11 protein-coding genes are annotated in these 13,748 nt (G+C 63.3%); 4 read left to right on the top strand and 7 right to left on the bottom strand.

The genetic code is table 11. From position 1 onward, the window contains the following. Positions 1-125: 125 nt before the first annotated feature. Positions 126-3,458, bottom strand: coding sequence for an adenylate/guanylate cyclase domain-containing protein (locus JQ558_RS16825; RefSeq protein WP_212294282.1), 3,333 nt, complete (start codon positions 3,456-3,458; stop codon positions 126-128). A gap of 788 nt (positions 3,459-4,246) precedes the next feature. Between JQ558_RS16825 and JQ558_RS16820 the strand changes: the two genes are divergently transcribed. From JQ558_RS16820 to JQ558_RS16810, 3 genes are all read left to right on the top strand, one after another. Further along, positions 4,247-4,756, top strand: coding sequence for a hypothetical protein (locus JQ558_RS16820; RefSeq protein WP_249142508.1), 510 nt, complete (start codon positions 4,247-4,249; stop codon positions 4,754-4,756). Between the two features lie 124 nt (positions 4,757-4,880). After that, complete coding sequence (locus JQ558_RS16815; protein WP_212294363.1) at positions 4,881-5,477, top strand: TetR/AcrR family transcriptional regulator; 597 nt, start codon at positions 4,881-4,883, stop codon at positions 5,475-5,477. Between the two features lie 70 nt (positions 5,478-5,547). Beyond that, on the top strand, positions 5,548-6,426 hold the full coding sequence (locus JQ558_RS16810) for a DMT family transporter (protein WP_212294281.1): 879 nt from the start codon (positions 5,548-5,550) through the stop codon (positions 6,424-6,426). Positions 6,427-7,147: 721 nt separating this feature from the next. On the opposite strand, the gene JQ558_RS16805 is transcribed toward JQ558_RS16810, so the two are convergent. From JQ558_RS16805 to JQ558_RS16780, 6 genes are all read right to left on the bottom strand, one after another. After that, a complete protein-coding gene (locus JQ558_RS16805) occupies positions 7,148-8,266 on the bottom strand; it encodes a cobalamin-independent methionine synthase II family protein (protein WP_212294280.1) in 1,119 nt (372 codons plus the stop codon). 21 nt (positions 8,267-8,287) lie between these two features. After that, entirely contained in the window at positions 8,288-9,004 is a 717-nt protein-coding gene (locus JQ558_RS16800; RefSeq protein WP_212210127.1) for an ABC transporter ATP-binding protein, read from the bottom strand. Next, positions 8,997-9,749, bottom strand: a complete 753-nt coding sequence (locus JQ558_RS16795) for an ABC transporter ATP-binding protein (RefSeq protein WP_212294279.1) — start codon at positions 9,747-9,749, stop codon at positions 8,997-8,999. Before JQ558_RS16795 ends, JQ558_RS16800 begins: the two co-directional genes overlap by 8 nt. After that, positions 9,746-10,777, bottom strand: coding sequence for a branched-chain amino acid ABC transporter permease (locus JQ558_RS16790; protein ID WP_212210125.1), 1,032 nt, complete (start codon positions 10,775-10,777; stop codon positions 9,746-9,748). Before JQ558_RS16790 ends, JQ558_RS16795 begins: the two co-directional genes overlap by 4 nt. A 6-nt stretch (positions 10,778-10,783) precedes the next feature. Further along, on the bottom strand, positions 10,784-11,653 hold the full coding sequence (locus JQ558_RS16785) for a branched-chain amino acid ABC transporter permease (protein ID WP_212210124.1): 870 nt from the start codon (positions 11,651-11,653) through the stop codon (positions 10,784-10,786). A 216-nt stretch (positions 11,654-11,869) separates the two neighbouring features. Further along, positions 11,870-13,042, bottom strand: a complete 1,173-nt coding sequence (locus JQ558_RS16780; protein ID WP_212294278.1) for an ABC transporter substrate-binding protein — start codon at positions 13,040-13,042, stop codon at positions 11,870-11,872. A 373-nt stretch (positions 13,043-13,415) separates the two neighbouring features. Between JQ558_RS16780 and JQ558_RS16775 the strand changes: the two genes are divergently transcribed. Next, positions 13,416-13,694 (top strand): hypothetical protein, encoded by a 279-nt coding sequence (locus JQ558_RS16775; RefSeq protein WP_212210143.1) that lies wholly within the window; start codon positions 13,416-13,418, stop codon positions 13,692-13,694. Positions 13,695-13,748 lie beyond the last annotated feature (54 nt).

The following is a 13,748-nucleotide window of genomic DNA, read 5'->3' as shown; positions in this document are numbered from 1 at the left end:
GCAAGGTTGCGTTGCGGATCATAGCTCGTGGCGAGCCGCTCGCGAAGCCTGCCTGACGGAGAAGTGAAGACGCTTGGTTTGGCGCAGGTCGGCGTCGCGCCCCTCACAAGAATGTACTGCACCGGCTAACGGCTGTGCCGGAGCAGCCTCTCAGCCTCTTCGATTTCGGGGAGATCCTGCGCGGCGTCGAAATCAATAAGGAGTGGCCCGAGCAGTTCGGATACGAGCGCCGTTCGACCATTCCTGATGTAGAAGCGCGCCAGGCCAAGCGCGCTGCGCAATTCGAAAGTCTTCGTCTGCTGGCGGCGGGCGATTTCAAGGGCCCTGTTGAAGGCATCTTCGACCATGGAAGCGTTCGGCGGGTCGCAACGGAGCAGCAGCTCTCCCTGGACACGATGCAGTTCGGCATCGAGCCAATGCTGGCCCGATTGTTCCGTCCAGCCGATCAGCTCGCGCACAATTTCCAGCCCGGTCTGAAGTTGCCCCGCTTCCGCGTTCGCCAGGGCAACATGCATCCCCCAGAACGGCTCACAAAGGTAGCAATCATTTTCATGCAGCAGGGTCCAGCCGCGGCGCATTTCGCCGAGGCCCTCCACCTGTTCGCCGGCGCGCCACTTTGCAAGGCCGTTCAGGTAGGTCCCGGCGGCCACATACAACGGCATGGTATGTTCGCGGGCGAGAGCGAGGGCAAGGATGGTCTCTGTTTGCTGCAACATGCCGGCGCACAGTCCGTCGAAGACGGCTTTATGAACGAGTGCATTGGCCTGCGACAGCGCCCGCTTTTCGCCCGGGACGCTCACCGCTGCCGCGGCGAGCCGGCGCGCACGATCGATCTTCCCGATCGGCCAGAGCACCAGGGCAAGAAACCTCATGATGACGAACGGCAGGTCCAGCGTTGACGCCCTGAAGGTTTCGGGGTCAGGCTCGGCGCCGTAGATTGCGAGGGCCCGCTCAAGATGCACTTTCGCATTCAGGTAATCGCCGCCGAACCAACAGGTCACCCCGCGGGTGCAATGGGAGAGGACTGCAGCCACCGGCGATTCCGGTCGCCGGTCGGCGGCGCTGACGATTGCTTCCACCAATTCCCGCATCGGCGCGATCTCGCCGTGAGTGAGGCAGGCATTGAACAGGCCCGAATGGATCGGCGCCAGTTCGACCGGATCATTGATGTCAGCTGCGAACTGCCGGGCGCGCGTCCATGCGGCCACCGTTTCGGGCGCGCTGTGCCCAAGGCTTCCGCGCAGCGCGCGGCTATAGGCAATCTGGAGGTCGAGCCGGCTCATGATGCGGCCCGGCTCGCCCGGCAACCCATCGGCGATCGCGACGGCCTTGCCGAGATGGGCGACCGCCTCGGAATAGGCCGAGCGTTTCAGCGCCTGCTGGCCGGCCTTGCGCCACCAGCCGAGAGCCACCTCGCCGAGCCCCGCTTCGGTGAAGTGGTAGGCCAGCACTTCCGGCTCGGTTTCGGCGATGACCGGAAAGCTGTCGCGCAGCACATCGCCGATATGCTTGTGGAGCTGCAGTCGCCGGCTCTTGAGCAGGCTCTCGTAAGCCGCTTCCTGAACCAGCGCGTGCTTGAAGCTGTAGCGTGCTTCCGGCGGCGTGCCGCGCCGCATCAGCAGCTCGGCCTGTTCGAGCTGCGCCAGCGCGGCGCTCAATGTCAGATCATCGCGACCCGCCACAGATCGCAGCAGCGTATACGAGAAGTCGCGGCCAATGGCAGCGCCGATCTGCGCCACCTCCTTGACCGGCGCCAGCCGGTCGAGCCGCGCCATCAGCGAGTCCTGCAGCGTCGCGGGAATGGCGAGCGACGGGAACGGACTATCGAGCCGATAGCGCCCGGCATCTGCCACGAGCAGTCCGGACTCCAGCACCATCTTGGTCAATTCCTCGACGAACAGCGGGATGCCATCCGTCCTCTCGATGATCTGCCTCATCATCTCGTCCGGTAGCTGGCGACCGACGGTCACCTGCTCGACCAGCGCGCGCGTGTCCCGCCGGTCAAGCCGATCGAGCCGCAACAGGCTGACGTTGGGAAGCCCCACCCAGGGCGGCTCGAACTCGGGCCGAAAGGTCAAGAGCATGAGTATCGGCAATCCCCTGATCCGGTCGACCGTGAGATCGAACAGCTCGAGCGTCGTGGCGTCGGCCCAATGCATGTCCTCGCAGACAACCAGCACAGGCTGCTGCCGCGCCAGACCCTCGACCTGATCGAGCAGGGCTGCGAATGTCTGTCGCCGCTGCTGCACCGGATTGAGGCCGAGCGGCGGATAGCGCTCGCCGGTTGCGATCGAAAGCAGAGCGGCGATCAGCGGCGTCGCCTTGGCCACCTGCTGCGTTCCAAGCGCCAGCATTGCCTCGAGCTTGTCGAGCTTTTGCTCCGGCGTGTCCTGCGACCTGATGCCGGCAGCGCGCTCGAGTTGAGCGACAAAGGGATGAAGCGCACTGTTGGTATGGTAGGGCGAGCACTGATAGCGCACCCGGCGGTGGGTCCCCAACGCAGGGTTCTCCAACAGCGTCGCGACGATGCGCGACTTGCCGATCCCGGCCTCGCCGGAAATCAGGACCACCTGGCCCTGGCCCTGCCACGCCAGCTGCTGGCGCGAGAGCGCGAATTCGATCTCCGCCTTGCGGCCGACAAAGCCGATCGAGCGCACGGTTCGCACCGCCTCGAAGCGGCTCTCCGATGCCGCTCCGCCTTCGACCGCCCAGACCGCGATGGGCCCGTCGATGCCCTTGACCTCGCGGTGACCGAGACTGCGAAACGTGAACAGGTCGCCAAGCAGTTGGCGCGTCGAAGCCGCAACGACAACCGCCCCGGGCTCCGCCAGGCCCTGCAGCCGCGCAGCGACGTTCGGTGTATCGCCGACCATCGCCTGCTGCTCTGACGCGCCTCCGCTGATGAGGTCGCCTACCACCACAAGTCCGGTCGCGATCGCGACCCGCACCTCAACGCGCTGTATCGCGCGCGTTTCGAGCGGCCCTATTGCGGCGGTGATGTCGAGCCCCGCCCGCACGGCGCGCTCCGCGTCATCCTCGTGTGCAACGGGATAGCCGAAATAAGCGAGTATTCCATCGCCCACGAACCTGGCGATAATGCCGTCGTAAGTGGCAATGACCCTTGCGCAGGCGGCCCGATAGGCGCGGATCACCTCCCACATGTCCTCGGGATCGAGGCGCGCCGAAAGCGCCGTCGAACCGACCAGGTCGCAGAACATGACGGTGAGGTGCCGTCGTTCGGCATCGCGCCGGATCGCCGGCTCGGCGACCAGTTCGGCTTGATTGAGTTCGGCAATCGCGCGCAGCATTTTGCGTCGATGACCGAGCAGGACTCCCAATCTTTCGAAGTCCTGATCCGTCAGTTCGGGAAGGACACCAAGATCGATCCCGTTCTCGGCAAAACGCAGCGCGTATTGCCCAAGCCCCAGCTTCTCGAGCCAGTCCGCAATCTGCTGCATTGGCACCACCCACTGTCTGGTTGGCGGCCAGCCCAATATTGGACCACGGTAACGAAAAAATTATTGCACATTTTTCCCGGATCGCACGTCTTGTTTGCGGCAATTCGGCGGCGGCCGGCCTTCGCTCGTTCTCTAGCGTGCTCAGTCCAAATCTCCGCTACTCAAGAGAGTATTGGCAGGATGCAAACGGCTGGATTGCTGGACACGCGCACGCGACGACAGCGAGGAACCCGTTCGCAGCGTTCAAAAATTCAGACGGGTATGGGCGTTGCGCCGGTTTGAGCGGATCGACGAGCCGGCGACATAAGACCCGCCGAGATCTGCGCCATATCAAGCATCGGCCAACGAACGATCAGGTACCACGTTACTCCGGAGAAAATTTTTGAGCGCCGGACGATGACGTGGCCTGCGGGCCGGCAGCATGTCGACGATGTGAAGTGTCTCACACAGTGGTGCATTGGCAGGTGCTAGAAGTTCGACCGGTCCCAACGGCTGCTGTCATGAGCGACATCAGATTTTTCCGGGGACCCGAGGGCACTCAATAGCGCCCCCGCGGAAGCGGCGCAGATTCACGGTCCGGCCATGTAGCGGCAACCTGGATTGCGCGAGCCAGGTCAAAACGCATTCAACTAAACTGCACACGCAACCGGATTCCACGGATCCGGGCCGAACGTCGTCAAACGCGTTGATGCAGTCGAGACTACCTCACGCTGGACGATTGCTGCGTCGTCGGTGACGCGGTCTGGTCATCGCGTCGTCCCGCAGGCACCTTTTGGAAAGGTAGCAACATGAAAATGGCCAATGCAAATTTCGACAGGTCATCCGGCGCGAAGACGACCGGGTTCGCTCCTGCTGCTCTCATCAAATCGGCGCATCTCATTGAACGAATCGGACTCGCCGCGATTGGCGGCTCCTGCGGCTTGTACGTCGCCGCAGCATTAATGCGCCGGCAAAGCGAACTGCCCTTGAGCGTCGGGATCGTCCTGTTGATGATGCTCTTTGGGGCTTTCAGCTTCTACGTCGGCATCGATCTGCCTCGCCGTTCTGCCCGAAGATCAGCCTCGATCCAGCGGCAACGATGGAGCCCGGACACTGTGGTCGAGATCCTGAGCGCGGTCGGAATATTTCTTGCCGCGATTGCGACGTTTGCGTCCGTCGGCATCATCATCCTCGACGAGACGGTGTCCGACGGATGGCTGGCTTTGATCGGAATCAGTTGGATGACCGGCTCTTTGTTGCAAATCGCTGCCGGCATCATCGCCCGCAGCTACGGCACGGCCGAAAATGCCGGCAAGTGATTTCCGATTGCAGTTGGAATGCGCAGACTGGCTGCGACGCAGGCCGACGCGATTGATTCATAGCAGCCATTTGCAATTCAAGACCGGTCGGTCTATATATACGGCCATGGCACGCCAATCCCCCATGCAGTCGCCGCGTGGCCGGCCCCGTGGTTTCGACACGGAAGCCGCTGTCGAGCGTGCGATGGGTGTGTTCTGGTCGCGCGGCTATCACGGCACGGCGCTTCCGGACCTGCTGCGAGCGACGAAGCTTTCGCGCGGCAGCCTTTATGCCGCCTTCGGGGACAAGCACGCGCTCTTTCTGCGGGCGCTCGATCGCTATATCGCCGACGCGCTTGCGCGGATGGACGTCGAACTCGGTCCGCGCCATACGCCGGTTGACGGCCTGCGGACCTTCCTTGCCGGTTATGTCGACCGCACCAGCGGCGCCAGCGGTCGGCGCGGATGCCTGCTGGTGGCCACAGCGATGGAACTGGCTGGCCACGACGGGGATGTCGAAGGTCGCATCGGCGGCTTTTTCAAAGCCATGGAGGCCAAGCTCGCCAGCGCGCTCTCGCGCGCGAAGGCGGCGGGCGAACTGGCCGCTGGTGTTGAGCCTGCAAGTGCCGCGCGGATACTGGTCTGCTTCGTCGAGGGACTTCGGGTGGTCGGCAAAACGGGACCAACGCGCACCACGTCGCAAGCCACGGCCGACGCCCTTCTCGACCGCTTCATCAGGTAGCTCAGCCATGGACGCACTCCGGGTTACGCGCGCCTATATCTGGACTGTTTGGTCTAAAAATGAGGATGCCATGTCTGCCATTCAGATCGCCTGCGCGGTGCTGGTGCCTCTCATCTGGGGCTATCAGTTCGTAGCCATCAAAGTGGGCGTGGTGCAGTTTCCGCCACTTTTCTTCCTCGGACTGCGCTTCCTCGCCATGGCCCTGCTGCTGATCCCCTTCGTCACAAGGCCGACACGTCAGGAGTTCGGCTCCATCGCTGTCATCTCGGTCTTCCTGGGTGGACTGAATTTCGGCTTGTTCTATGTGGGGCTGGGGCTCGGTTCAGGCAGCATGTCTGCGGTCGCCTATCAACTCACGACGCCCTTTACCGTCCTGTTGGCCTGGCCGCTGCTTGCGGAGCGGCCGTCGCTGATGACGTCCGCCGGTGTGTTGATTGCCTTCGGCGGCGTGCTCGTGTTGGCCGCCGGGCCGGGCCTGTCCGCAAATGCGTTACCGATCCTGCTGGTGGTCGGGGCAGCCTTCGCGTTCGCGGTCGCCAACGTCCTGACCAAGCGCCACGGCCCGTTCGATCCCTTGATGTTGACGGGGTGGTCGTCACTTTTCACGGTACCGCAGGTCATGTTGATGTCGCTGTTCCTTGAACATGGACAACTGACGACCCTCGTCACGGCGGACGAACGTGGCTGGATGGCGCTCGCCTACACTATTTTCATCGGAGGAATCGTCGGATTCGGCCTTTGGTTCTGGCTGATCGCCCGTTGCACCATGGCCCGCGTGGCGCCATTCGCCCTGCTGCTTCCGGTCTTCGCCTTGATTTCGAGCGTGTTGTTCCTCGGCGACCGCGTGACGCCGACGCTGGCTATCGGGGCGCTACTCGCCATCTCGGGCGTCGCCATTACGCAAGTGAGACCGATCGCTCGACCACATGCGTCGCCCCGTGTGCAATAGCAAACTGGATACGACGGATGCGACGAAATAACCCGACGGGCAAATCACTTCTGATTGTCGGAAATCGTGTCAAGTCGATAATTTCTGAGAATCGAAAATATTTCTCTTTCCATCTGACCCAAATCAGTGTGCATCTATCGCCATCCCGTCCCACTCAGAGGGGCGTCGGCCGTCGTCACGACGAGGGGCGGGTCGCGGTGGACGCTGAGGTTGCGATTGACGGTCGCGGCTGAAGCGTACGGCGAAAGCGTGTGGTCCTGGCGCCCGTAACGGCGTCAAGTCCTTAAGGGAGCCAACGCTTCCGAGGGACGACGGTGGCAATAGAGGCCGTCTCACCGGGGAGAGCGCGTTATAAGCCGTAAAGCCATTGCGCAGGGAATGTCGGATGCTCTCCGCTGCCCTGTATGCTCGTGTGCAGCTTTCTTAGCACAATCGCACACGAGATCGCGGGTGCAGCGCGCATCCGGCATTCCCTGCGCCCTCTGATTTTGGGGGTGAAGATCACCTGCAAACCTCGGGCGCAATGTGCCGCGAGAACGCGAAACTGTATCCACGTCGTCCCGGGCTTGACCCGGGACCCATACGCCGCAGCATGTCGGTGAGAACGCCGGCGTTAGAGATCTTCTACAGCAACGGCCGCCGCGGAGTATGGGTCCCGGGTCAAGCCCGGGACGACGAGTGGAGAGGGCCGCGAAACGTAATGACGATAGCGGATGGAAGCCTACTTCCCCCACACCTCGTTCGCGACATCGACCGCGAGCTTCAGCTTGGCCCACTGCTCTTCCTCGGACAGGATGTTGCCTTCCTCGGTCGAGGCGAAGCCGCATTGCGGCGATACCGCGAGCTGCTCGAGCGGCGCGAATTTTGCGGCCTCCATCAGCCGGCGCTTGATGTCTTCCTTGTTCTCGAGCTCGCCGAACTTCGAGGTGATGACGCCGACCACGACCACCTTGTTGCCCTTCGGCAGATAGCGCAGCGGTTCGAAGCCGCCGGCGCGGTCGGAATCATATTCCAGGAAATAGCCGTCGTAATTGGTGCCGGCCAGCATGGTCTCCGCGACCGGCTCGTAGCCGCCGGAGGAAATCCAGGTCGAGCGGAAATTGCCGCGGCAGACATGGGTGGTGACAATCATGTCGGCCGGCCGCTCGGCCAGCGCGTAGTTGATGACGCGGGCATAGATCTCCTGCAGGCCGTCGGGATTGTCGCCGCGCTCGCGCGCCTTCTGCAACTCGTCCGGCGAGCAGAGATAGGCCCACACGGTGTCGTCGAACTGCAGATAGCGGCAGCCGGCGTCATAGAACGCCTTCACCGCCTTGCGGTAGGTCTTGCCGAGATCCTCGAAGAAAGGTTCGAGATCGGGGTAGACGTCCTTGGAGATCGCCTTGCGGCCACCGCGGAAATGCAGCACCGCGGGCGACGGGATCGTCATCTTCGCGGTGACATGCGCGGTGTCGCAATGCTTCTTCAGGAACTTGAAGTGATCGAGCATCGGATGGTTGTCGGGGAAGTCGAGCTTGCCGATGACGCGGATGGCGTCATGCCGGGTCTGGACGCCGGCGAACTGGATGCCCTGGTCGGGATGAAACAGTTCGCAGCCGGTCAGATGGCTCAGGAAATCGAAATGCCACCAGGAACGGCGGAACTCGCCGTCGGTCGCGAGCTTGAGGCCGAGCGAGGCCTGCTTGTGCACGACCTTTTCGATTTCCATGTCCTCGGCCTTGCGCAGGTCCTCGGCCGTGATCTCACCCTTCTCCAGTTTGGCGCGCGCTTCCTTGATGCGCTGCGGCCGCAACAGGCTGCCGACCTCGTCGGCACGGAACGGGGCTTTGGTTCGCTGCATGGTCTTACTCCCAGGAATTATCTAGTGTGCGGCGGCGCCAGCGACGCCAAGATAGCGTTCGAGTACCGCAGGATCGGCCTTCAGGGCGCTGGAGGCCGCATCATGCACGATCGCGCCGCGTTCCAATATCACAACCCGGTCGGCCAACCCCAGAATCTTTTGGGCATTCTGCTCGACAATAATCGAGCAGATGCCCCCGGCGCGGGTGATGGTGCCGAGCGCCCGCAGCAGTTCCTCGACGATGATGGGCGCCAGCCCCTCGGTCGGCTCGTCCAGCAGCAGCACCTTCGGATTGAGCGTCAGCGCCCGGCCGATCGCCAGCATCTGCTGTTCGCCGCCGGAGAGCTGGTTGCCGAAATTACTGCGGCGTTCCTTCAGCCGCGGAAACATTTCGTAAACCCTGTCGACGGTCCAGGGTCCGGGCTGGGCCACCGCGGTCATGTTCTCTTCCACCGTCAGCGAGCGGAAGATGTTGCGCTCCTGCGGCACCCAGCCAATGCCGGCGCGCGCCCGCTGGTCCGGCCGCATCGGGGTAATGTCGAGCCCGCCAAGCGCGACAGTGCCGCCAAAACGCCGGGTGATCCCGACGATCGAATTGATCAGCGTGGTCTTGCCGGTGCCGTTGCGGCCGAGCAGCGCCAGCACCTGGCCTTCGCCTAATGTCAGCGACATCCCCGGCAGCACCACCGCTTGCCCGTAGCCGGCGCGCAGGTCGTTGATGGCGAGCAAATCAGACATCGGCGCCCTCGCCGAGATAGACCGCCTTGACCTGGGGATTGCGCGCCACCTCGTCCGGCGGGCCTTCGACCAGCATGGCGCCGTTGACCAGCACCGAAATCCGGTCGGCGAACGAAAACACCAGATCCATGTCGTGCTCGATCAGAAGCACCGTGACGTCGCGCGGCAGCGCGGCGACGGCTGCCAGGATATCGTGGCGCTCGCTCTCGGGCACACCGGCGGCGGGCTCGTCGAGCAACAGCACCCGCGGCTTGGTCGCGATCGCGACCGCGATCTCGAGCAGGCGCTGCTTGCCGTAGGGCAGCGTCGCGGTGAGTTCGTTCATGACGTCGAGCAGGTGAAAGCGCGACAGCGTCTCGGCGACCTCCTGGTTGACGTCGCCCCGCGTCCCCATCCGCCGCCACCAGTCGCCGCCGCGGCCGAGCCGTTCGGACACCGCAAGCCCGATGGTCTCCAGCGGCGTCAAATCGGCATAAAGCTGGTTGATCTGGAAGGTGCGCGACAGCCCGCGCAGCACCCGCTTGTGAACCGGCAGATCGGTGATGTCGTTGCCCTCGAGCAGGATGCGCCCGGCATTCGGCTGCAGCACGCCGGTGAGCAGGTTGATGACCGTGGTCTTGCCGGCGCCGTTCGGCCCGATCAGGGCATGGCGGGCGCCCTGCTCGACCCGCAGCGACAGGTCACGCGTGACCTTGAGGCCCCCGAATGATTTTTCCAGCCCCTTGGTTTCCAGCGCGATCGTCATGGCGCGTCGCTTTCGGGAACGGCCACGACGGCTTTGCGCCCGGCGATTTTCCGGATCACGAGATTGGGCAGCCACAGCGCCCAGCGATGCATGCGGTCGCGGCCGACCAGCACGATCACGACCAGCACGAGGCCGATCCAGAACAGCCAGTATTGCGGCGTGATGGTGGAGAAGAACTCCTGCAGCATCTTGAAGACAACAGCGCCGATCAGGCCGCCATAAAGATAGCCGGTGCCGCCGAGCACCAGCACCAGCATCAGATCGGCCGATTTTTCGAACGCGAACACGTCGAGCGAGGCCAGCGCCGTGGTCTGGGTGAACAGCGCGCCGGCAATGCCGGCGTAGAACGCGGCCAGCGTATAGATCGCGATCAGGCGGCGGTTGACCGGCACGCCGATGGCGGATGCCCGCAGCGGATTGTTCTTGATCGCGCGCAGCGACAGGCCGAACGGCGAGTTCACCACCCGGCGCGCGAGCAGGAACAGCAGGAACAGCACGATCAGCGAGTAGAAGAAGCCGGTCTTGCCGAACATGTCGAAGGCGAAGAGCCCAAGGATCGGCGCCATCTCGATGCCCTGCAGGCCGTCTGTGCCGCCCGTGATGTTGGAGAAACGCTCACCCAGCGCCTCCAGCAGCAACGCGATCCCGAGTGTCACCATCAACCGCGTCAGGTCGACGCCGCGGATCACCAGGAAACTGGTGAGAAAGCCGAGCACCATGGCGACGAGGCCGGCCGCGACCAATGCAATCACCGGTTCGGTGATGATGCCGTGCAGCGCCAGCAGCCCGGCACAATAGGCGCCGACGCCGAAGAAGGCGGCGTGGCCGAGCGACACGATACCGGCATAGCCAAGGATCAAATCGAGCGACAGCGCGAACAGCGCCAGCCGCAGGATGTCCGTCATGATCAGATAGCGCGACGGAAACAGGAATGCGCAGGCCAGCACCAGGACCCAGAACGCGATTTCGCCTCCGCGCCAGCGGGAGCGGGCCATGGCATGAGACGAGATTTCGGGAAGCGCGCTCATATCGGCTCACCGCGCCGCGGTGCGGCCGAACAGACCGTTCGGGCGCCAGATCAGGATCACGATCATGATGGTATAGATGACGAACGGCCCCATCTTGGGCACGTAATATTTGCCGGCGACGTCGCCGATGCCGAGCAGCAGCGAAGCCAGAAACGGCCCGGTGATGCTGGAGGAGCCGCCGACGGTGACCACGATCAGGAAGTAGATCATGAACTTGAGCGGAAAATACGGATCGAGGCCGAGAATTTCGGCGCTCAGCGCGCCGCCCAGACCGGCAAGTCCGCAACCGAAGGCGAAGGTAAAGGCAAACACCTGCGGTACGTTGATGCCGAGGCCGCTGGCGGCACGGGGATCATCGACCGCCGCGCGCAAACGGCTGCCAAACCGGGTTTTCGCCAGGATCAATTGCAGCCCAACCGTGAGCAGGCCGCAGATCACGATGATCATCAGCCGGTAGCGGCCGATGCCGACGCCGAAGAAATCGAACTGGCCCTCGAGCGCCGCCGGCAGCTTGATGAAGATGCGCGACGATCCCATGATGTAATCGACCGACGCCACCGACATGAAGGTGAGGCCGATCGTGAACAGCACCTGGTCGAGGTGGCTTCTGGTGTAGAGATGGCGGTAGAGCGTCCGCTCCAGCGCCACGCCGATCACGGCACTCACGACAAAGGCGAGCGGCAACGCCGCAAAGAACGGCCAGCCGGAATTGTTGACCAGGACGGCGCAGACATAACCGCCGGTCATCGCGAACGCGCCATGGGCGAGGTTGACGAAGTTCATCAGCCCGAGCGTGACGGCAAGGCCGCAGGCCAGCACGAACAGCAGCATGCCGTAGGCGACGCCGTCGAACAGGATGGTGAAGAGCGTGGTCATCTTGAATACACTGGTCTAAGTAAGAGCCCCGCACCCGGATCGCTGCGCGATCCGACCTCTCCCCGCAAGTGCGGGGCGAGGTTTAGTGCGGAGCAAGCCGTACGTCCTATCATCGCTTCGCTAGAACGAAGTAGATCCCGCGAATGCCGCTCTGCTCCCTCGCCCCGCTCTTGCGGGGAGAGGGTTGGGGTGAGGGGCAGGCCACGGGCGCGAAACTCACTTCTTCGTCTTGCCGGAATCCTTGACCGCCTCGAAGGTCGCGAATTCGACGTTGTAGAGTTCACCGTCGACCTTCTCGACCTTGCGGATGTAGATGTTCTGGACGATGTCGCGGGTTTCCGGATCGATCGAGATCGGGCCGCGCGGGCTCTCCCACTTCATGCCCTTCATCGCCTCGATCAGCGCATCGCCGTCGGTCTTGCCGCCGGTCTTCTTCAGCGCCTCATAGATCAGATGGATGCCGTCATAGCCGCCCACCGCCATGAAGCCCGGGCGCTGGTTATAGGCCTTCTTGTAGGCTGCGACGAAATCCTTGTTGGCGGCCGACGGGTGCGCGGCGGAATACAGATGCGCGGTGACGGTGCCGAGCGCCGCATCGCCCATGCCGTTGAGCAGGTCGTCATCCATCACGTCGCCGGGGCCGATCACCTTGATGCCCGCCTTGTCGAGGCCACGCTCGGCATACTGCTTCATGAAGTTGCCGCCCTGCCCTGCCGGCACGAACACGAACACGGCATCCGGCTTGGCATCCTTCATCCGCTGCAGAAACGGCGCGAAGTCCGGATTTTGCAGGGGCACCTTGACCTCTTCGACGATCTCGCCGCCGCCGGCGGTGAAGTTCTGCTTGAAGAAGTTCAGCGCATCGTTGCCGGGCGCGTAGTCGGAGGTCAGCGTTGCGACCTTCTTGATGCCGTTCTTGGCGGCCCAATCACCGATGATGGTGGAGGACTGCGCCAGCGTAAAGCTGGTGCGCACGATATAGGGCGAACGCTCGGTGATGATCGAGGTGCCCGCCGCCATCACGATTTCCGGGACCTTGGCCTGGGTGGCCAGCGGCGCCGCGGCAAGGGCTGCCGGCGTCACGCCGAAGCCGGCGATGAAACTGACCTTGTCGTTGACGATCAACTCCTGGGCGAGGCGCTTGGTGTTGTCGGGAACCGCGCCGTCATCCTTCAGAATGACCTCGATCTTCCTGCCGGCGACGGTATCGCCCTTCTGCTGCATATAGAGCTTGACGGCGTTGTCGATCTGCTTGCCGGTCGAGGCCTGCCCGCCGGTCATCGGCAGGATCAGGCCGATCTTGACGGTATCCTGCGCCTTCGCGGGTATAACAGCCAGCACACCGGCAACCGCGCCAGCGGCCAGCAGCAATTGACGACGAATAGACATGAAATTTCTCCCCCTGATCGATCTTGTGCCTTGAGCCGAGTCCCCGGCCCTTGCCTCACCATAACCCAAATTTTCGGCCGGGTAGCGCCACGACATGGCGTCTCACCGCGGCTTGTTGTCAATCGGACGAAGGGCGCGTTTCCTTGGACGGGCACGTCCCCCGGGGCGGTCCTGCGGTCAGGTCGCGGGCTGTATTATAACACCGTCTTCGCTTCGAGACCCACCGGCCGGCCCGAGCGCCTCCGGCCTTCGTTCCATTTGTACATTTGTACAAATAAAATGTTGCTGTCAACAAATAAGCGGCAGGTCGTGTCCGCCGCAAGGCGGCCTCAAATCCATCATCCTTAAAGGTCTAATGAGTAACCTGCCGCCCATGTCGATCCGTGCCCGCCATATCCTCGTCCTCGTTGCCGTCGCGTTCGCAGGCTGCTCGCTGAGCGGCTGCGGAACCATCAACGAAAAAATCTCGGCCGGGGTCAGCGACGCCATTCCGGCCTGGGCCGGCGGCGTGCCGGCGGACGCGCCACCGCGGCCGGGCACCGCGAAGTACGACGAGTTCATGAGGGAACGCGAACGGAAACGGCTGCTGCCCGCCGCAGAACGCGGCGAGGAAGCAAAGCCTGCTTCATCGTCGCAGGACGCAATTCGCTAACGGGACGATAGCAGAGCGGCCGTCCGCATCGTCTGCCGGATCGGCCACCCGCTC

Source organism: Bradyrhizobium sp. AUGA SZCCT0160, assembly GCF_018130105.1.
Taxonomy (GTDB): Bacteria; Pseudomonadota; Alphaproteobacteria; order Rhizobiales; family Xanthobacteraceae; genus Bradyrhizobium.
The sequence above is the reverse complement of the archived record's forward strand: the minus strand, read 5'-3'. Positions and strand labels throughout refer to the sequence as shown.

Bases quoted from the DNA above. Each gene is read 5' to 3' on its own strand.
- JQ558_RS16825 (WP_212294282.1), bottom strand. From the start codon at position 3,458: ATGCAGCAGATTGCGGACTGGCTCGAGAAGCTGGGGCTTGGGCAATAC.
- JQ558_RS16820 (WP_249142508.1), top strand. From the start codon at position 4,247: ATGAAAATGGCCAATGCAAATTTCGACAGGTCATCCGGCGCGAAGACG.
- JQ558_RS16815 (WP_212294363.1), top strand. From the start codon at position 4,881: ATGCAGTCGCCGCGTGGCCGGCCCCGTGGTTTCGACACGGAAGCCGCT.
- JQ558_RS16810 (WP_212294281.1), top strand. From the start codon at position 5,548: ATGTCTGCCATTCAGATCGCCTGCGCGGTGCTGGTGCCTCTCATCTGG.
- JQ558_RS16805 (WP_212294280.1), bottom strand. From the start codon at position 8,266: ATGCAGCGAACCAAAGCCCCGTTCCGTGCCGACGAGGTCGGCAGCCTG.
- JQ558_RS16800 (WP_212210127.1), bottom strand. From the start codon at position 9,004: ATGTCTGATTTGCTCGCCATCAACGACCTGCGCGCCGGCTACGGGCAA.
- JQ558_RS16795 (WP_212294279.1), bottom strand. From the start codon at position 9,749: ATGACGATCGCGCTGGAAACCAAGGGGCTGGAAAAATCATTCGGGGGC.
- JQ558_RS16790 (WP_212210125.1), bottom strand. From the start codon at position 10,777: ATGAGCGCGCTTCCCGAAATCTCGTCTCATGCCATGGCCCGCTCCCGC.
- JQ558_RS16785 (WP_212210124.1), bottom strand. From the start codon at position 11,653: ATGACCACGCTCTTCACCATCCTGTTCGACGGCGTCGCCTACGGCATG.
- JQ558_RS16780 (WP_212294278.1), bottom strand. From the start codon at position 13,042: ATGTCTATTCGTCGTCAATTGCTGCTGGCCGCTGGCGCGGTTGCCGGT.
- JQ558_RS16775 (WP_212210143.1), top strand. From the start codon at position 13,416: ATGTCGATCCGTGCCCGCCATATCCTCGTCCTCGTTGCCGTCGCGTTC.